This is a genomic window from Companilactobacillus bobalius (assembly GCF_009764355.1).
Window position 1 is genome coordinate 142,967 of the sequence record NZ_LNUA01000076.1, and the last position, 18,249, is coordinate 161,215.

The window sequence follows — 18,249 nt, forward strand, 5'->3', positions numbered from 1 at the left end:
AAATACTCTCAGTAATTGTAAAAAAGATTACTGAGAGTATTTTTTTGCTTTTTTCTTCGTAATTTTTACCTGAAAGGGGGCATTTGATGACAGCCGAAACAATGGTCAATAATTTATTAACGGAAGCATGTATCAATAAAATTTCAGATATTTATTTTTTTCCACACGATAACTTTTATCACATTGAAGCGAGTAATTCTTTTCAGAACTACACAGTAGCCGATTTAACTAATGATGAGAGTTTTGCCATTATGAATTTTTTAAAATTTAATGGTGGATTAGATGTATCTGAGCGACGTCGGTCACAGAAAGGATCGTTTAATTTTAACTATCAAAATAAACGTATCTTTATCAGAATTTCCTCAGTAGGAGATTTTCAGAATCGTGAATCCATGGTCGTGAGATTAATTTATCCACAGGAATTTAATTCAATGGTGAATGAAATTTTAATTCAGAAAATTTTACCAATCGCCCGACGAAAAGGAATGATGTTATTTTCTGGACCAATGGGCTCAGGCAAAACTTCTTTGATGTACACTCTGGGACGACAATTAAGTATTAATAAGAAAGTTATGTGTATTGAGGACCCAATTGAGATTGTTGAAGATAGTTTTTTACAGTTACAAGTCAACGATGATGCAGGGATGACTTATGAAGAATTGATAAAAACTAGTCTTCGTCATCGACCAGAGGTGTTAATTATCGGTGAAATTAGGGATAAACATACAGCACAGCAGGCCATTCAAGCGGCACTCTGTGGTTATACAGTGATGTCAACGATTCATGGAAAATCTAAGTATTCCATTCTTCAGCGTTTGCGACAATTTGGAATTGACGAGATTGATATTTTGAATGGGATTAATTTTATTTCCTATCAACGTTTAATACCGACCTTTAATGATTTGGAATTGTTTATTGATACCTTAAATTCAACACAGATTGAGAAATATTTAAAAGATGAAGTTGCTGATAAAAATTGGCAAACAATGTTAGAAGAAGCCTATCAAGTCGGTCGAATCAATCAAAAAACTTATCAGGAATATATTTATGGTTAAAAAGTTTTCAACGGCAAAAAAAGCTGAATATTTAATTTTAATTAGTAAACTTTTGAAAAATGGTTTTTCACTAAGTGATTCAATCAATTGTCTCCGTTTACTGGACGATGAGAAAAGTGTATTTGATCTGATTTATCAGGATTTACAGCAAGGGAAAATGATTTCACAATCATTGATCCATTTTAAATTACCCGCTGTTATTTATAATCAATTGATTATCGCCCAAAACCATGGAAGATTGGCTCAAGCCTTAGAACAGACTGGGGTTCTCTTACAAAGTCAGTCTAAACAGAAGAACAAATTTAAAGAATTGTTGGCTTATCCTGCTTTCATATTAATGTTTTTAATCACAATGTTAATAGGGATGAAACTCTATATTGTTCCTCAGTTAGCTGTCGCAGGTGGTAGTCAGGCAATAGACTTATTTCTAGGATTAATTTTACTAGTTCTGCTTTTGATAACCTTAAGTATTTTCTCATTAGCAATCTTTCTTAGAAAAAAAGATGAGTATGATCGGGCTTTGTTTCTTGTGAAATTACCATTTGTAGGGAAAATTTATCAGAGCTTTTTTCATTTTTTGATATTACAAGGATTAGGAATGCAATTGGCTAACGGAATGAACCTCCAAAGCATTTGTGAAAATAATAATCACTTTCAAAAAGGTTCAATTCAAGAGCATTTGGCGACTAAATTTATTAATAATTTGATTAGTGGGAAAAGCTTATTAACATTGGTCGAAAAAGAACCACTGTTGCCAAAACAATTACAGATTATCTTACAAGCTGGTGAAAGTGGAACGGCATTGGCACAAGATATCTTGTTGATGTCAGAATTAAAATTTGAAGAAACACAACGTAATCTCAAAAAATTATTAGGACTAGTACAGCCAATTTTATTTGCCGTTATAGCGATTGTAATTGTCGTAACTTACTTAATAGTTTTGTTACCAATTTATGGAATGATGAAGGGAATCTCGTAATGAAGAAAATAAGAAAAGGTTTTACTTTAATTGAAATGGTTATCGTCTTGTTCATAATCTCATTGTTACTTTTGATTATGATTCCCAATTTAACTAAGCAACGTGATAACGCCAATAAGAAATCGAATGAGGCTTTAAGAACTACTGTTGTTAGTCAAGCTGGGTTATATTCGGAAGATCATTCTGAAGATGAAATCAATATAGGCACATTAAAAAAAGCTAATTACATTAGTCAGAAACAATTTGATAAGTTGAATAATGCTAAATTAGATTTGAAGAAGGATAAAGAAACCGGAGAATGGACACTAGTAGACACGGGTTCACATTAATTGAAACAGTAATTGGTTTAGCAATCGTCTGTAGTTTGGTTGCTGTATCAGTGTGGAACCTCAAAGATTATCAAGCTCGTATTGAAGAAAAAGAATCCTTAGAGTGGTTTAAGAATTCGTTTAAAAATGAAATGAATTATTCTTATCTTAATCAGAAACCGGCTTATCTAAAAATTCGTGGTGATCACGTTACTTTTGGGCGGTATGCAGTTAATGGAAAAATTGTTTTAAAGAAAAAGATTTTTCCAAAAACCTTGAGGAATACTAACGGTCCGATTGATTATTTTATTAGGAGGTCTGGTCAGTCGGATCCTAAAATAATTATATTTGAATCCAAACTGACACATCGTAAGTATGAATATCGAATTCAAATGGGATGGGGTGAAATTATTGAAAAGACACAGCGGCTTTATCCTGGTTGAAGCATTAACTTCCTTAACGATTTCTTTAACCATTATTTTTATGTTGTCGCTTTGTGTCAGTGAACAGTTCAAATTGATCAATCAGTGGGAACAAAGAGTCAATGCTCACAAAATAATATTGTTGCATTTGGAAAATTCGCATATGCCTAATAGAGTAACGATAAAGAATCGAATCTATTACTATCAAAAGATTGGAAATACATATCAAGTTAGGGTAAATAATCATGTCTATCAAGTTAAGAGCTAGAAGAAAGGGCTTTGTTCTGTATGAATCAATTTTAGCTTTGATGATAACTTTAATGACTTTAGGAATCTTGCAACAATCATTGTTGATAATGAGGACAGTGCAACATACTACGTTTAGAGATCAGCTACGTTGGCATGTAACTCAAGAGAAGATTCAAAGTGAAATGGACCATGCTTTAAGAATAGATGAAGTGAAAGACAATCATATATCTTATACAAAACCGGAGTGGCTTAATGATAAGCATCCGGCTTTTGTTTTTAATATCTTTGGCAAAGGGGATAATAAAATGTTACGATATAAGACCGTTGTCAGTGGTGGACATGAGCCTATTTTAGTAAATCAAAGAGAAATTAAGATTGAAAAAATCTCAAATTTAGTTATCATAACAACAGTGAATAAAGCCGGTGAAAAATCTGAAATGTACTTAACGTTGGATGAACATAAATTGTAAAAGAAGCGGTGCGGTTTTATTAAATAGTATTTTAATATTATCGGTCGTAATTTTAATTGTAGGATACACTAGTAATTTGATTGGCGAACAAATCTCGGGATACCGGCGTTTAGATGAGATTTATGAGCAACAAATTAACAAGAAAATTAATAAAAGTAATAAAATAGACTATTGTGAATTGACGAGTCCTTGAATAAAATCGTTTTCAACGTTAAAATTTTAATTATTAAGCAAAGAGGTTAACCATGTCAGAAAAAGATATGCAAACATATTTTGATAAGATGAATCAAGCTAATTCTTTATTAAAGGAGTCCTTAAGAGTTAACAACATTGAATCACTTGCCGAAACATTAACAGATATTTCTGATGGCAGCGTTTATGTCGAGAACGGTGTTCCTGACAAAGATACTGTTTCTAAGTTAGAAAATATCTATGCAGAGATGAAGAAATTAAATCTAACTCCACTGCAACTTAAGCAAGCGATTACAGTATCAATTATCAAAGCTCAAAAAGATGATAAAGCTGAAGTTAATAAATTAATGACTCCTGATGCGATTGGTTTGATAACTAGCTTAATTGCTTATGAGGTACTAAATGTTCAAAATAAGAAAGACGTGAACATAGTCGATCCAACTGTTGGAACAGGTAACTTGCTGATTGAAGTTATTGAACAATTGAATATGACTGACAAATTCAATATCAATGCTGCGGCACTTGATAATGACGATGCGTTAGTTTCTTTAACAAAATCATTTAGTGAAGTAATGAATCTTAATTTAGACGCTTATCATCAGGATAGTGTCGCCGATTGGGATATTACTGATATTGATTTGGCAGTGGCTGATTTACCAGTTGGCTATTATCCAATTGATGACAATGCTAAGAATTTCAAAACAAAATCAGACAAGGGACATTCTTATGCTCACCATTTGTTGATTGAACAAACTATGAATAATTTAAATGACGGTGGAATCGGTATATTCATTGTACCTTCACAGATTTTCCAAACTGACCAAGCAAAGAAATTATCTGAATGGATGGTTTCAAGTGTTTATCTGCAAGCTGTATTAGATTTGCCAACAAGCTTATTTGCATCAAAAGAAGCACAAAAGGCAGTCGTAGTTTTACAAAAACATGGCGATAATGCTAAGCAAGTGGAAAATGTTTTGATGGGCACAATACCAGATACCAATAACCCTAAGTTGTTTGAGGGATTTAAAGACCAGTTGCAAAGCTGGGCAAAAAATTTTAAAGGTTAGGTGAGATTAAATGTCTAAAATCATGGCCGTTAATTCTGGTAGCTCTACATTGAAGTGGAAACTATATACAGTACCTGATGAGAAGGTTATCGCCAAAGGAATGGTAGATCGTTTGGGATTACCAGATTCAGTCTTTGAAGTTCAATATAATGGCAAGAAAATCAGTGAATTGGGAGACATTCCTGATCATACAACTGCTGTTAATATGATGCTTGATAAATTGATTGAATTGAAAATAATCAAAAGTTATGACGAGATCACCGGAGTAGGTCATCGTGTTGTCGCTGGTGGTAGTATCTTTAAAGATTCAGCCATCGTAACACCACGCGTGATCCAACAAATCAGAAATCTTTCTGAATATGCCCCATTACATAATCCCGGTCAAGCAACTGGAATTGAAGCATTTGAAAAGATTTTGCCAGATGTTCCTCAAGTAGCAGTCTTTGATACTTCGTTCCATCAAACAATGGATCCGGTCAATTACTTGTATAGTATTCCTTATGAGTATTATGAAAAATATGGAGTTCGTAAATTTGGTGCCCATGGTACAAGTCACCGCTATGTATCACAAGCAGCGGCCGATTACTTACAAAGACCATTAGCTGACCTTAAGATTATTTCTGCCCATCTTGGTAGTGGAGCTTCAATTGATGCAATTGAAGACGGTAAATCAGTTGATACATCCATGGGATTCACTCCATTGGCTGGTATTACTATGAGTACACGCTCTGGGGATGTTGATCCTTCATTGGTTGCTTATTTGATGCAAAAGATGAAGATTACTGATCCTGATGAAATGGTAAAAATTTTGAATACTAAATCTGGTTTGTTGGGACTTTCAGGTGTATCACCAGATATGCGTGATTTGTTAGCAACTAAGGATGAAAATCATCGTTCTGATTTGGCTATCAAGATTTTTGTCAATCGAATTGTTAAGTATATTGGCTCATATATTGCCCTACTGGGTGGAGCTGATGTCTTGATCTTTACTGCTGGCGTTGGTGCTGGAAGTGCTGAAATTCGTGAGGACATTGTAAACCACTTTAATTATCGTGGTATAAGAATTGATAAAGAAGCTAACGAAAATGGCAAAGGAATTCGTCGTATCAGTACAAAAGATTCAACTACTGATGTTTTGGTTGTACCAACTGACGAGGAATTAATGATTGTTCGTGATGTAGTTAGATTAATAAAATATAGTGATTAAAAATCAAGGAATCAAAACAAATTTAAGTTGTTTTGATTCCTTTTTTAGTGTTAAAAATTAGATTAAAAATGTTGCCAATAATGCGATGTAAGCCTTTACTTTTTTATTTTTACTGTTATATTAAGGGTGTATAGAAAAGAGCAAATTTGGAATGGAGGTTCATGATATGACAAGAAAAGCCTACATGATTGGTACAGGTGTTGGTAACTTAGCTGCTGCTATTTATTTGATTCGTGATGGGGGATTTAATGGCGATCAAATTACAATGATGGGTCTAGAAGACCATGGTGCAAACGATGGTGCTGCAGTTAAAGACTATGAAACAGAGTATGGTAACCAAGCTTTATCGAACAGCAAAGGATTCCTAGCAAAAGGTGGAAGAATGTTGAACGAAGAGACATTTGAAAACCTTTGGGATGTATTGCGTTCAGTACCTTCATTGGATCATCCTGGACAAACAGTTACGGATGACATTTTGAATTTTGACCACGCTCATCCAACACATGATGTTGGACGTTTGATCGATAGCGATGGTCCACGTGTAAAACCTAATAAAGACAATTACAGACATATGCAATTTGATAATAAGGATCGTTATTTATTATCTAAATTGATGTTGATGCCTGAAAAGGATGAAGAAAAACTAAATAACATTAGTATTGCTGAATGGTTTGCAAGCAGTCCACATTTCTTCACAACTAATTTCTGGTACATGTGGCAAACAACATTTGCTTTCAAACGTGCTAGTTCAGCTGTTGAGCTACGTCGTTATATGAATCGTATGATTCTTGAATTCAGTCGTATCAATACACTAGAAGGTGTTACAAGAAGTCCATACAATCAATTTGAAAGTATCATTTTGCCAATGCGCAAGTATTTGGAAGATCGTGGTGTAACCTTCATCAATAACCGTAAAGTTACTGATTTGGAATTCAAAGATACACCACTTCAAGATGATATTATCGTTACTGGACTCAAGTATGAAGAAGTCGACAATGATAACAAAGAAGGACACATTGATATTGCTGAAAACGACTTAGTCTTCGATACTAATGGTTCAATTACTGATAGTTCAGCACTTGGTGACTTTAATACACCATTTAAGGAAAATATGGATTATGCACCTAGTGCAGCACTTTGGAAGAAAGCAGCTGAGAAGTTCTATTCTCTAGGTAATCCTGACAAATTCTTTGGTGATCGTACACAAAGTGAGTGGGTCAGTCTCACAGTTACAACCAACAGCCACTTCTTGGTAAATGAAATTTCACGTATTACACAACAAGAGCCCGGAAATGCTTTGAATACATGGATTAACAGTACACCATTGTTGTCAATCGTTGTTCATCATCAACCACACTTCAAGGCACAAAAGCCTAATGAGTCAACATTCTGGGGTTACTTCATGTATCCAAGAAGAAATGGTGATTATGTACAAAAGCCTGTAATGGAAATGACAGGTAAAGAAATGCTAGAAGAATTATTAGGCCACTTAGCAGAAGTAGATCCAAGCAAAGACAATATCAAGAACCATACACAGGAAATTATGGACAGCATTGTCAATGTAATTCCTGTTCACCTACCATATGCAAGTGCAATGTTCAATCAAAGAGCCGTCGGAGATCGTCCAGATGTAGTTCCAAAGAACAGTAAGAATTTGGCCTTCATCAGTCAATTCTGTGAACAACCATTCGATATGGTCTTTACGGAACAATATTCATTCCGTGCAGCACAACGTGCCGTATATACATTGTTGAATATTCCATTGTCAGAGATGACACCAATGCACCATTATGAGAAAGATCCAAAAGTAATGGCACGTGCTACTAAGACCATGTTTAGATAATAGAGAGAGGGTGGAGCAAGGGCGAACAGCCTCCGAGGATTTGCCTAAGTACTGGAATCGCACGCGTACTATGCGGGCAATTCCAGCACTGTAGCAAACCACAGGAGGTTGCCCTTGCGCAACCCGTTTAGGCAGCATACTTGAGAAGAAAAATATAAAAATTTGGTTGTTAGAATCTGAAGTATAGTTATTAGAAACGTAGAAGGAAAACTATTGAGAATAGAATAGACCAAATTTTCACAATACAAAATGTATTTAAGAGTAGAACACCTAAGCGAAAATCTCCACAAAAAGGGGGTTGATGCCTATAATCAATCTATATTTGAAACAAATAAAATTTAACATCAAACGACAAAACATCTCATTAAAAAAGATAAATATTTTCACAAGCAAGAGCTGAATTTCAATTCAGCTCTTTTTTTTGTGAATTGGAAAGCAACCTAGAATAGGCATTTTGATGAGATTGTGAAGAAATATTCACAATTGAAATAAGATGTGAAATTATTTTTTGACAATCGTTTGAGTTGCAGGTGTTGATATATCAACGTGAAAACGTTTACTTGAGCTTTTTGAACAAAATAACTTGAACATTGATTGTACAGTGATAAGATAAAACGTGAATTAGTTAACAAATATATCGATTTTTAAATCTTGGAGGTAATCAGATGTTGAAAGGTTCCAAAGATACAAAGGTTTCTACAAAATCAGATGAAAAAGAAGATGTAAAACCAGTTATTGATGCTATGGTTGCTAAGGCTCACAAGGCCTTGGATATCATGGACGGTTTTACTCAAAAACAAGTTGACCATATTGTTCACCAAATGGCCATTGCTGGATTGAATGCTAGTTTTGAATTGGCTAAGTTAGCCTATAAAGAAACTGGCCGTGGAATGGTTGAAGATAAAGTTATTAAAAATATGTATGCTACAGAAGAGATTTGGCACTCAATCAAACGTGACAAGACTGTTGGCATTATTGAAGACGATAAAGAACATCGTTTGATCAAAGTTGCTGAACCACTTGGTGTTTTAGCAGGTGTTACACCCGTTACTAACCCAACTTCAACTGCAATGTTTAAGTCATTGATTGCCATGAAAACACGTAATCCAATTATCTTTGGTTTCCATCCCCAAGCTCAAAATTGTTCTGTTGCCGCCGCTAAAGTTATGTTAAAAGCTGCCGTTGATGCTGGTGCCCCAGAAGGTGTCATTCAATGGATCGAAAAACCAAGTATTGAAGCAACATCATACTTGATGAATAACGAAGGTATTGCTAGTGTTCTTGCTACTGGTGGTCCTGGAATGGTTAAGGCTGCTTACTCAACTGGTAAACCTGCCTTGGGTGTTGGTCCTGGTAATGGTCCTGCATACATTGAAAAGACTGCTAATATCAAACGTGCTGTTAACGATATTGTTTTATCAAAGACATTTGATAATGGTATGGTTTGTGCTTCTGAAAATAGTGCCATCGTTGATGCTGATATTTATGACGAAGTTAAATCTCTATTTGAAAAGAATAGGATTTACTTCATTAAGAAATCAGATTATAAGAAATTAGCTGATGCAATGTTTAGACCAGAGGGTGGGGTTAAAGGTCCTATCGCTGGTAAATCAGCTATCGAAATTGCTAAATTAGCTGGTATCAAGGTTCCCACTGATACTAAAGTACTTGGTGTTGAATTATCAAAGGTTGGCCCAGAAGAGCCACTTTCAGCTGAAAAATTATCACCTGTACTTTCGGTTTATAAAGTTGCTGGGCATAAAGAAGGCTTCGAAAAAGCTGATGAATTGTTACACTTTGGTGGTTTAGGTCACACAGTTGGTATTCACACAATGGATGAAGACTTAGCTACAGAGTTTGGTATTAAGATGAAAGCTAGTCGTGTCTTGGTAAATACTCCTGCCGCTATTGGTGGTATTGGTAATCTTTATAATGAAATGATTCCATCACTTACTCTTGGTACTGGTTCATGGGGGAAGAATTCTATTTCTCATAACGTATCTTCATTTGATTTGCTTAACATTAAGACAATCGCAAAACGGAGAAATAATATGCAATGGATTAAACAACCAAGAGTTTACTTTGAAAAGACTTCAGTTCGTTATCTAGAAGATCTTGAAGGTATGAAGAGAGCCTTTATCGTTTGTGATCCTGTCATGGTTCAACTTGGTTTTGTTGATACAATTACTGATGAATTGAAACGTAGCAAGTTCCATGTTGAATATTCAATGTTCTCTGATGTTGATAATATTGTAACAACAGATGTTGTAAAACGTGGTGTTACTCAAATGAATTTGTTCAAACCTGATACAATTATTGCATTAGGTGGCGGTACAACAATGGATACAGCCAAAGATATGTGGTTGTTCTACGAACATCCTGATGTTGATCTCTTTGGTGCAAAACAAGGATTCATTGATATCAGAAAACGTGCTTACAAGTTCCCTAAGCCTGAAAAAGCACAATTTGTTGCTATTCCAACAACATACGGAACTGGAGCTGAAGTTACACCATTTAGTTCTATTATTGATACACAAACAGGAACAAAGTACCCAATCGCTGATTATGCCCTAACGCCTGATGTTGCTATCATTGATTCACAATTTGTTGAAACAATGCCAAAAGACATCATTGCTGAATCAGGTATGGATGTTTTGAACAATGCTATTGAATCCTATGTAGCCAATATGGCCTCAGATTACACAAGACCATATGCACTACAAGCTATTAAATTAGTCTTTGATAACTTAGAAAAAGCTGCCACTGGTGATAAGGATGCACAAGAAGAAATGCATAATGCTTCAACACTTGCAGGTATGTCATTCGGTAATGCTTTTGCTGGTGTTGGTCATTCAATTACAGATGCTTTGACAAACGTTTATGGTATCAGACATGGACTGGCTTCAATCATTGCTTTACCACAAGTAATCAACTACAACTTCGAACAACCTACAAAAATTACTATGTGGCCTAAGTACGAAAGCTTTAGAGCAGATTCAGATTATGCAACTATTGCTAGATACATTGGTTTGTCAGGTAAAGATGACAGAGCTTTGAAGGATGCTTTGGTTAAGAAGATTATTGATCTTGCACATGGACTTGGTATCAAGTTAAGTCTTAAAGATAACTATATTAATAAGAAGGAATTTGATGAAAATGTTGATGCATTATCAGAAGCAGCATTTGGAGATCAATTCTCATTCACAAATCCTAAAGAACCACTAATTTCTGAATTGAAACAAATCCTTGAAGACATGTATGTTGGTAAGGGAATTGAAAAATAATAAGTTGAGAATGAATTAAAACGGATTCTCAAGCACTAAAAAAATAGTCCTAATAACTTGATTATGAGTTATTGGGACTATTTTTGTATATTAACCGATATTATTTTTAATCCAAAATATTTTAAAGCCTATGTTATGGCTATTAGGACAGATAATTGTCATTAAAATCGATTGTATTTACTTGTATCGTAAAAAACGTTTCCCATGCTATAATTCCTTCGCGTTAGATAAATCTGTTTTCTTCACGCAAATGGATGGGGGTAGTTAATTGATGATTTCTTTAAAGAATAAAAGAAGTGTCAATTTGAAAATTAATAAAGAGCAGTGGAGTTGGATCATGTATGATTGGGCCAATTCTGCTTATGGAATAATTGTTACGACGGCCGTTTTACCAGTTTATTTTAAGTCGATGACTTCAGCTAATCATGTTTCAGCAGCTAGTTCTACGGCGTACTGGGGATATGCCAATAGTTTTAGTACACTTTTAGTGTCATTATTAGCCCCATTTTTGGGGGCATTAGCGGATTATCCTCACTTCAAAAAACGCTTGTTAAGCATGTTTTGTTGGTTAGGGATAGTGATGACGGTAGGATTAGTTTTCGTTCCTGCCTCACAGTGGCGTTTACTATTATTAGTTTATGTTCTGTCAGCAATTGGTTACTCAGTAAGTAATCTTTTCTATGATAGTTTTTTGACTGATGTGTCTAATGATGAGCAAATGAATAAAATATCGACTTATGGCTATGCTTATGGGTATCTGGGTGGGGTAATTGCCTTTATACTGTTCCTTGTTTTGGAATTAACTAGTGGTTTTGGAAAATTAGATGGAACAGGAATAGCTCATTGGAGCTTTGTGATTGCAGCGCTTTGGTGGTTGGTATTTTATTTGCCGCTACAAAGAAATGTTACTCAAAAATACTCTGTTAAATCAACAGCATCTCCTTTGAAAGGGAGTTTTAAACGAGTTTTTCAAACTATTAAACACATTAAACAGTATAAACAAGTAGCCTGGTTCTTAGTGGCTTATTTCTTCTATATAGATGGAGTCGATACTATCTTTACAATGGCAACCGCTATTGGGATGGACATCGGTATAAAAACGTCTGAATTAATGATTGTTATGTTAGTCGTACAATTAATTGCAGTACCGTTTTCCATTCTATTTGGTTGGTTTGCTGATAAAACTTCTACTAGAAAAGGTATTCTTTTAGGAATTGTAGTTTACCTTTTAATTTGTCTGTATGCTTTAAATCTAAAATCCAGTTTTGATTTCTGGGTCTTAGCTATTTTGGTGGGTACTAGTCAGGGTGGTTTGCAAGCTTTGAGCAGATCTTACTTTGGGAAAATTATCCCTAAAGAATCAGGTAGTGAGTTCTATGGTTTTTACAATATTTTAGGAAAATTCTCAGCAGTTATGGGTCCATTTATTGTAGCGATTGTTACACAACTAACTGGTAAATCGACTATTGGAGCAGCTTCATTAAGTGTATTGTTCTTAGTTGGATTAGTTATTTTTGCTATTTTACCTAGAATGGTCAAGAATTCTAAATAAAAAAAACTGAAATCATCTGATTTCAGTTTTTTTTTATATTCTATTAGCGGTAATTAAGCGGTAGTTAAAAGAATTAATTACTAGTTCAATTTTTTCATGTTGAAGATAATAGTTTTTTCCTTCTTTTTGAAAAATAGTATTGTCGGCACTAATAATTTGATTAACTAACTGTTTGATTTCGAGTTCTGATAAATTCAAATTTAATTTTTTGTTGAATCGCCCGAAAACTAGTGGCGTATAACAAATGTTTTCTAAAAATGTTTTTTGATTGGGCATATTATTACTTCCATTTATCTATCAGATGAGCGGTCTCTTTAGTGTTGTTGGTAAAGACACTATCTAATTTAAGTGTATTGAGGGCATTGTAATTGTCGTTATAAGTGTTGATGATCCAACCATTAGTTTTGAAGCCATTTTTGTGGGCCAGTTTAACTAATTTAGGTGTCCATTGTTCCAAACGAATAGAGATAAATTTGATGTAGCGAGGAGCATTTTCAATTTCCTCACTGTATTGACGTTCGGTAACTGAATCTAGTAGCCATAGGATAGGTACATTTTTTAATGATTTATGAAAAGCTTTGATACCAGGGATACTCTCATCTTGCATAATCAAATTATTCTTCATATTGTATTTTTTGATTTCTTTAGCAAGTGTTTTTTCAGTGTCAGTATTGTCGCCAGCATTCTTTTTAGTTTCAATTATGTAGTGAACTTTTTTACCATAACGGTTAAAGACATCTTTTAACTGATGTAGTTTTTCACCATTACGTAGTTTAATTTTGTCCAATTTAGCAGATGTTGACTTAGAAATTGTTACATTTGAACCAGTTGATTTTTTCAAATTATCATCATGAGAAACGTATAATTTATTATCTTTACTGAGCCAAACGTCTTGCTCAATATATTGTGTACCATCCTTTATAGCACGATTGTAACCACTGAAAGAGTGATCGGGATTGTTATAAGGACTACCACGATGTGAAAAAATAATTGGTGTTTCTGGTGAAGCGTGATTGACACTTTGAGTTATCGAGGTAAGGTCTTTGGCCTTTGGTGCAGCCGCTGCAGCCACGTTAGTTAATGAAATAGGTAATTCTAATAGGACTGTGAAAAAAAGTAAGAATGCAATAAATTTCTTTTTTAACATGATTTTCCCCTTATTGTGATATATTCCATCATAGTTGAAACATAAAAAAAGTGCCACCGTAAATAACGGTGACGCTTCTATAGATGACGTGAAAGTAAATGAGTATGTTTATTCTGAAGATTTAGTTGTCTTGTCTTTTCACGTTCGATTTTTAATTGCTTCTTTAATTGTCTATTCTTCCAGAAACCATGAATACATACAGCTGCGGGTAATGTCATGCAACCTAGGATTGCTGGAATTAGCCAAGGATTATCGTGAAGTAATTGAAAACTTTCTTCATTGTAATGATTGATTTCTTCTTGAACATCTTTTGGTAACAACATAATATCGCATCCTCTCTTAATTAATTACAGCATATACCATAATGATTGCGCTGTCATTAAATTAAGGCGAAGGAATAAGCAAACTATCTTATTTTTTGATAAAATTATGATTGTCATAAAAAGAAGGTTACAGATGAAAAGATATCAAAGTTTTAAATTATTCCAATTAAAAGAGATAGCCATCGGCTTAACATTTATTGGTGGTTTTATTGATGCTTATACGTATGTTCAACGCGGTCGAGTTTTAGCAGCAGGTCAAACGGGTAATATTGTTTTCCTCAGTGTAGATATTGCACGGCAAAATTTACCAGGGATTATGACCAAAATTTTTACAATGTTGTTCTTTGTTTTAGGAATTATAACCGTTGAAATTATGAAACATAAAAATAATCGTAGTCATTATTGGCGCTTAACCAGCCTTATTGTAGAGTTCGTGGTCTGTGTAATTGTTGGGTTTATGCCTAAGACAATTTCTAATATCTATATTGTGCCACCACTAGCATTTGTTATGGCGATGCAAAATGTAGCCTTCAGTCAAATTGAAGGTATGGGATATAATAATGTCTTTTCAACAGGTAATTTGAAAAAAGCTGTTATTTCCTTTGTTGAATATTTTTATCATGGTCGTAAGAGTGATGTAACCACAGCAGTGATCTATTTTGAATTAGTACTCGGTTTTGCTTTAGGAGCTGTATCATCAGCTCTTCTTCAGAAGTGGCTATTTGTAAGAACAATTTGGATAGTTCCTGTTTTGTTATTAATAGTTGGTGGATATTATACTTATTTACTTTACTTACGAGACAAGTATTAATTACCAGATGAAATCTTAATACCAATGATACTTATTAATAAAAGAGCTACAAAGACCCAAGTCAGTGGTGATAATTTGTCACCAAAGAGGACAACTCCAATGATAACGGAACCAACAGCTCCAATCCCGGTCCAGATAGGATAAGCCAAACTCATTGGCATTCTCTTAACTGCAATGGCGAGAAAGAACATGCTGAGAAATAAGCCAATAATGGTGTAAATAGTGAAACTGATTTTGGTAAAGCCGTGGCTTAATTTCATAGTGGTTGACCAAACGACTTCAAAAATTCCAGCGATAATTAAATAAATCCAATTCATAATAATTTCCTCCAAAAAAATAAAGTACCCCTATAAATTCCTTCTATGGCCTAATGGAATTTATAAGAGTACTTTTTTTAGTTGACACCCGGCGGTGTATAATTATTTCTATAAAGAATAGCAAATTTGAGGAGAAATGGCAAATATGATTCGAAAGATGCAACCAGATGAAATTGAAATTGTTAGTGATATTTGGTTACAGGGGAACTTGGAGGCTCATTCTTTTATACAAAGGAATTATTGGATTGACAATTTGAATTCTGTTAAGGAACAGTTTAAAGAAGCTGATATATATGTGTTTGTTGATAAGAATCAAATTGTAGGATTTGCCGGTTTACATGGGAATTATTTGGCTGGAATTTTTGTGAAAAAGGAATATCGGAGTCGTGGAGTAGGCAGAAAGTTATTAGATTATTTGAAACAAGAATGTTCAGAATTGTCGTTAGATGTTTATGCCAAAAATATCCAGGCTAAAAAATTCTATCTACAAAATGAGTTTAAGGTGGATCATGAAGGTATTGATGAATCAACTAATGAAGTTGAATATCAGATGTTATGGAAAAGGGGATAAGAATGAAAGTTTGGTGGGGAATTAATATTGCTTGGTTAGTACTATTTGTTGCTAGTGCAATTTATCTTTTAAATAGAAGAATTGACGGAGCTGGAGTTATTCAGAATCCGACAATACGAATGGTTTCGTTAGCTGTTTTAGGTGGATGCTTTATTTTTGTTTGTTTATGTCAATTATTAGTATTGTTTTTTATCAAAAGAAAATCTAAGTAATAAAAAATCCTGACCAATTAAATTTGATCAGGATTTTGTTTATTCAGCTGGTACGATAGGATGCTTTCTAACGACAAAGGTTAGTAAGTAAGATGCAGCCAGAATAACTGTTACGACTAAGTACGGATAATGAGTATTCCAATCCATTAATGCTCCAGACATTAGTGGTCCAATAACATTCCCGATACTAGTCAATGACATATTCATACCATTGATAAGACCTTGATTGGAACGGCTAGATTTAGTCAATAGAGTTGTAATAGCAGGTCTTAATAAATCAAATGATGAAAAGATGATTAGCGTTGCCACGATGACTTCGACGTGTGAATGTGCTTGAGTGATCCAGAAGACGCAGACGGCACTTAGTAAAAAGGCAATACTGATCAAACGCATTTCTCCAATTTTATTAATGATCCAATTGAAAGCTGCAACTTGTAGAATTAAAGAAATAATTCCGTTTAGAGTTAAAACTAGAGCGATGGTACTTAAACCGAAGTTAAAAACTTGGTTAACGTAGATACTATAAATACTTTCAAATCCTTGCAAACCAAAGGATGAAACCAAGATCATTCCGAAGAGCATGACCATCGGTAAAGTTAAAATTGATTTGATAGAACCTTGTTCTTGGGCTTTTTTCTCAGCTTCCAAGGCCTCTTCTTCGAGAACTTCTTTGTTTTCCTTTAATAGGAATAAAGTAAAGATGGCACTGATGATACCAAGAGCACCAGCAAAGTAAAATGGTGTTTTATAAGTGATGCCAGCTAAAATACCACCAAGTCCTGGTCCTAAGATCAAACCACCACTAAAGGCAGCAGAAAGCCAACCAATAACTTTGGCACGTTCTTTTAAAGTTGTTAGATCAGAACCCAACGCCATAGAAGTTGGTACAACCATCGCAGCCGATAAACCACCAATAACACGTGAAATGTTAAAGATAGGTAAACTAGTTGCGATGGCAAAGATGAATTCTGAAATAGCATAGGTGAACAAACCAATAACAATTACCGGTTTACGTCCAACTTTATCCGACATCTTACCGACAATAGGTGAGGCGACAAATTGAGCGAAGGCAAAAAGTGACGTCATGACCCCCATTTGAGATGTCGTATAGTGAAACTCGTTCTTGATAAATGGTGTAACTGGAATAACTAATCCGATTCCTAAACAGATTAGAAAGTTACTGACTACAAGGATATAGATTGATTTCTTGTTTTTCCCCATATTTCCCCCCTAATGATAAATATTTTTAAGTTCAAAAAAACTACCATCTGCTGATAGTAGTTGACGATAAGAAAGCCGATATTCTAAGAAGAACTTAGATATCGGCTAGATATGAACTTGAAATCTCACATTACCTCATAGCTTACTATGATTCCATATTAATGTCTAATACTTTAAACTAACTATTTCATTAAATATATATAACAAAAATAACGTTTGGCATATAAATTTATTAAAAATGATTTTATAAATGGACATTTTGTATGGATGGTATTAATATGTTAGGTATGACTAATAAGGAGGTCATATTTTGGATTTTCGAAGTGGCTTGAACAGTGATAAGCCTCAGATAATAAATTTACTAGTAGATTCATTTAAGGAATACATCACAACTAAGAACATGTTCCAACAAGAGTTCAGATCTAGTGCTAAGTTTGATAAGTTGTTGCATAAATACTTTGCTCTGGAAGTTAATGTATTCATGAAAAAAGGTTTGGTTTATGTTGGAGCTGACGGAAAGGGAAAGCCTAGAGCAGTTGCTCTAATTGAATTCAATCAAGGTCGTCAGATAAGCAACTGGGATTATCTATCAATGGATGGTCTGAAGTTGATACCGCAGATTCTTATGAGTGGATTCAATGGTTTCAATGCATTCGATATCTTTAAATTCGAAGATCTTTTCGATTTAGTAAAAGGTAAGAAGAAATGTGCTGTTGAATATTTAGCTGTAGATAAAAGTTTACGTGGTCAAGGAATTGGTAGTAAGATGCTAAATAATCATATTAGCCCTTATGTTAAGAAAATTGGTTACCGCAATATTATTTTGGAAACCAATACACAAAAGAACGTTAAATTTTATAAAAAGAATAATTTTGCCGTACGCTCAGTTAAGAAAGTTAACTTGAGCCATGGTGATGTTAAAGATTGGGTCTTATCAAAGGCTATCTAAAGCAAAAAGGACATTCACGATTGTGAATGTCCTTTTTTTACTAAAAACAACTAATTCCTACTTCATAAGA

The 18,249-nt window shown here is 34.2% G+C and carries 20 protein-coding genes; 15 read left to right on the forward strand and 5 right to left on the reverse strand.

Features of this window, described 5'->3' with window-relative positions; genetic code table 11:
* Positions 1-86 precede the first annotated feature (86 nt).
* The 11 genes from comGA to ATN92_RS16045 all read left to right on the forward strand — a co-directional run bounded on the left by comGA (position 87) and on the right by ATN92_RS16045 (position 12,628).
* Positions 87-1,055 (forward strand): competence type IV pilus ATPase ComGA, encoded by a 969-nt coding sequence (comGA, locus tag ATN92_RS15995; protein WP_056951693.1) that lies wholly within the window; start codon positions 87-89, stop codon positions 1,053-1,055.
* Positions 1,048-2,034 carry a type II secretion system F family protein gene (locus ATN92_RS16000; protein ID WP_234032520.1) on the forward strand — a complete coding sequence of 329 codons (987 nt, stop codon included), beginning with the start codon at positions 1,048-1,050 and terminating at the stop codon, positions 2,032-2,034. Before comGA ends, ATN92_RS16000 begins: the two co-directional genes overlap by 8 nt.
* The gene (gene comGC, locus ATN92_RS19245) at positions 2,034-2,363 is read left to right on the forward strand and encodes a competence type IV pilus major pilin ComGC (protein ID WP_056951696.1); all 330 of its coding nucleotides are present in this window, start codon (positions 2,034-2,036) and stop codon (positions 2,361-2,363) included. Before ATN92_RS16000 ends, comGC begins: the two co-directional genes overlap by 1 nt.
* The gene (locus tag ATN92_RS16010) at positions 2,333-2,785 is read left to right on the forward strand and encodes a type II secretion system protein (protein WP_056951697.1); all 453 of its coding nucleotides are present in this window, start codon (positions 2,333-2,335) and stop codon (positions 2,783-2,785) included. Before comGC ends, ATN92_RS16010 begins: the two co-directional genes overlap by 31 nt.
* A complete protein-coding gene (locus tag ATN92_RS16015; protein WP_143444259.1) occupies positions 2,754-3,032 on the forward strand; it encodes a hypothetical protein in 279 nt (92 codons plus the stop codon). The genes ATN92_RS16010 and ATN92_RS16015 overlap by 32 nt, the downstream gene beginning before the upstream one ends.
* On the forward strand, positions 3,010-3,483 hold the full coding sequence (locus ATN92_RS16020; RefSeq protein WP_056951698.1) for a ComGF family competence protein: 474 nt from the start codon (positions 3,010-3,012) through the stop codon (positions 3,481-3,483). Before ATN92_RS16015 ends, ATN92_RS16020 begins: the two co-directional genes overlap by 23 nt.
* A gap of 245 nt (positions 3,484-3,728) precedes the next feature.
* Positions 3,729-4,742, forward strand: coding sequence for a class I SAM-dependent methyltransferase (locus ATN92_RS16025; protein WP_056951699.1), 1,014 nt, complete (start codon positions 3,729-3,731; stop codon positions 4,740-4,742).
* Between the two features lie 10 nt (positions 4,743-4,752).
* The gene (locus ATN92_RS16030) at positions 4,753-5,949 is read left to right on the forward strand and encodes an acetate/propionate family kinase (protein ID WP_056951700.1); all 1,197 of its coding nucleotides are present in this window, start codon (positions 4,753-4,755) and stop codon (positions 5,947-5,949) included.
* Positions 5,950-6,115: 166 nt separating this feature from the next.
* Positions 6,116-7,792 (forward strand): oleate hydratase, encoded by a 1,677-nt coding sequence (locus tag ATN92_RS16035; RefSeq protein ID WP_056951701.1) that lies wholly within the window; start codon positions 6,116-6,118, stop codon positions 7,790-7,792.
* A 665-nt stretch (positions 7,793-8,457) separates the two neighbouring features.
* Positions 8,458-11,076: a bifunctional acetaldehyde-CoA/alcohol dehydrogenase gene (gene adhE, locus ATN92_RS16040; RefSeq protein ID WP_056951702.1), complete on the forward strand. Its 2,619-nt coding sequence runs from the start codon at positions 8,458-8,460 to the stop codon at positions 11,074-11,076.
* Positions 11,077-11,380: 304 nt separating this feature from the next.
* Positions 11,381-12,628, forward strand: a complete 1,248-nt coding sequence (locus tag ATN92_RS16045) for an MFS transporter (RefSeq protein WP_056951914.1) — start codon at positions 11,381-11,383, stop codon at positions 12,626-12,628.
* A gap of 33 nt (positions 12,629-12,661) precedes the next feature.
* On the opposite strand, the gene ATN92_RS16050 is transcribed toward ATN92_RS16045, so the two are convergent.
* From ATN92_RS16050 to ATN92_RS16060, 3 genes are all read right to left on the reverse strand, one after another.
* Positions 12,662-12,904: a DUF3781 domain-containing protein gene (locus tag ATN92_RS16050; RefSeq protein ID WP_056951704.1), complete on the reverse strand. Its 243-nt coding sequence runs from the start codon at positions 12,902-12,904 to the stop codon at positions 12,662-12,664.
* Positions 12,905-12,908: 4 nt separating this feature from the next.
* Entirely contained in the window at positions 12,909-13,775 is an 867-nt protein-coding gene (locus ATN92_RS16055) for a glycerophosphodiester phosphodiesterase (RefSeq protein WP_056951705.1), read from the reverse strand.
* Between the two features lie 77 nt (positions 13,776-13,852).
* Entirely contained in the window at positions 13,853-14,098 is a 246-nt protein-coding gene (locus ATN92_RS16060; RefSeq protein ID WP_056951706.1) for a hypothetical protein, read from the reverse strand.
* Between the two features lie 133 nt (positions 14,099-14,231).
* Here ATN92_RS16060 and ATN92_RS16065 point away from each other — a divergent pair, with 133 nt between their 5' ends.
* Positions 14,232-14,909: a YoaK family protein gene (locus ATN92_RS16065; protein ID WP_056951707.1), complete on the forward strand. Its 678-nt coding sequence runs from the start codon at positions 14,232-14,234 to the stop codon at positions 14,907-14,909.
* On the opposite strand, the gene ATN92_RS16070 is transcribed toward ATN92_RS16065, so the two are convergent.
* Positions 14,906-15,226, reverse strand: coding sequence for a DMT family transporter (locus ATN92_RS16070; protein ID WP_056951708.1), 321 nt, complete (start codon positions 15,224-15,226; stop codon positions 14,906-14,908). The genes ATN92_RS16065 and ATN92_RS16070 overlap by 4 nt on opposite strands.
* A gap of 145 nt (positions 15,227-15,371) precedes the next feature.
* Here ATN92_RS16070 and ATN92_RS16075 point away from each other — a divergent pair, with 145 nt between their 5' ends.
* Complete coding sequence (locus tag ATN92_RS16075) at positions 15,372-15,797, forward strand: GNAT family N-acetyltransferase (RefSeq protein ID WP_056951709.1); 426 nt, start codon at positions 15,372-15,374, stop codon at positions 15,795-15,797.
* Between the two features lie 2 nt (positions 15,798-15,799).
* Positions 15,800-16,009, forward strand: coding sequence for a DUF3923 family protein (locus ATN92_RS16080; protein WP_056951710.1), 210 nt, complete (start codon positions 15,800-15,802; stop codon positions 16,007-16,009).
* Between the two features lie 39 nt (positions 16,010-16,048).
* Here the strand turns inward: ATN92_RS16080 and ATN92_RS16085 are convergent, their stop codons facing one another.
* Positions 16,049-17,230, reverse strand: a complete 1,182-nt coding sequence (locus ATN92_RS16085; protein WP_056951712.1) for an MFS transporter — start codon at positions 17,228-17,230, stop codon at positions 16,049-16,051.
* Positions 17,231-17,540: 310 nt separating this feature from the next.
* Between ATN92_RS16085 and ATN92_RS16090 the strand changes: the two genes are divergently transcribed.
* The gene (locus ATN92_RS16090; RefSeq protein WP_056951713.1) at positions 17,541-18,179 is read left to right on the forward strand and encodes a GNAT family N-acetyltransferase; all 639 of its coding nucleotides are present in this window, start codon (positions 17,541-17,543) and stop codon (positions 18,177-18,179) included.
* Positions 18,180-18,249 lie beyond the last annotated feature (70 nt).

Coding starts and splice junctions, on each gene's coding strand:
- comGA (WP_056951693.1), top strand. CDS start 87: ATGACAGCCGAAACAATGGTCAATAATTTATTAACGGAAGCATGTATC.
- ATN92_RS16000 (WP_234032520.1), top strand. CDS start 1,048: ATGGTTAAAAAGTTTTCAACGGCAAAAAAAGCTGAATATTTAATTTTA.
- comGC (WP_056951696.1), top strand. CDS start 2,034: ATGAAGAAAATAAGAAAAGGTTTTACTTTAATTGAAATGGTTATCGTC.
- ATN92_RS16010 (WP_056951697.1), top strand. CDS start 2,333: ATGGACACTAGTAGACACGGGTTCACATTAATTGAAACAGTAATTGGT.
- ATN92_RS16020 (WP_056951698.1), top strand. CDS start 3,010: ATGTCTATCAAGTTAAGAGCTAGAAGAAAGGGCTTTGTTCTGTATGAA.
- ATN92_RS16025 (WP_056951699.1), top strand. CDS start 3,729: ATGTCAGAAAAAGATATGCAAACATATTTTGATAAGATGAATCAAGCT.
- ATN92_RS16030 (WP_056951700.1), top strand. CDS start 4,753: ATGTCTAAAATCATGGCCGTTAATTCTGGTAGCTCTACATTGAAGTGG.
- ATN92_RS16035 (WP_056951701.1), top strand. CDS start 6,116: ATGACAAGAAAAGCCTACATGATTGGTACAGGTGTTGGTAACTTAGCT.
- adhE (WP_056951702.1), top strand. CDS start 8,458: ATGTTGAAAGGTTCCAAAGATACAAAGGTTTCTACAAAATCAGATGAA.
- ATN92_RS16050 (WP_056951704.1), bottom strand. CDS start 12,904: ATGCCCAATCAAAAAACATTTTTAGAAAACATTTGTTATACGCCACTA.
- ATN92_RS16055 (WP_056951705.1), bottom strand. CDS start 13,775: ATGTTAAAAAAGAAATTTATTGCATTCTTACTTTTTTTCACAGTCCTA.
- ATN92_RS16060 (WP_056951706.1), bottom strand. CDS start 14,098: ATGTTGTTACCAAAAGATGTTCAAGAAGAAATCAATCATTACAATGAA.
- ATN92_RS16065 (WP_056951707.1), top strand. CDS start 14,232: ATGAAAAGATATCAAAGTTTTAAATTATTCCAATTAAAAGAGATAGCC.
- ATN92_RS16070 (WP_056951708.1), bottom strand. CDS start 15,226: ATGAATTGGATTTATTTAATTATCGCTGGAATTTTTGAAGTCGTTTGG.
- ATN92_RS16075 (WP_056951709.1), top strand. CDS start 15,372: ATGATTCGAAAGATGCAACCAGATGAAATTGAAATTGTTAGTGATATT.
- ATN92_RS16080 (WP_056951710.1), top strand. CDS start 15,800: ATGAAAGTTTGGTGGGGAATTAATATTGCTTGGTTAGTACTATTTGTT.
- ATN92_RS16085 (WP_056951712.1), bottom strand. CDS start 17,230: ATGGGGAAAAACAAGAAATCAATCTATATCCTTGTAGTCAGTAACTTT.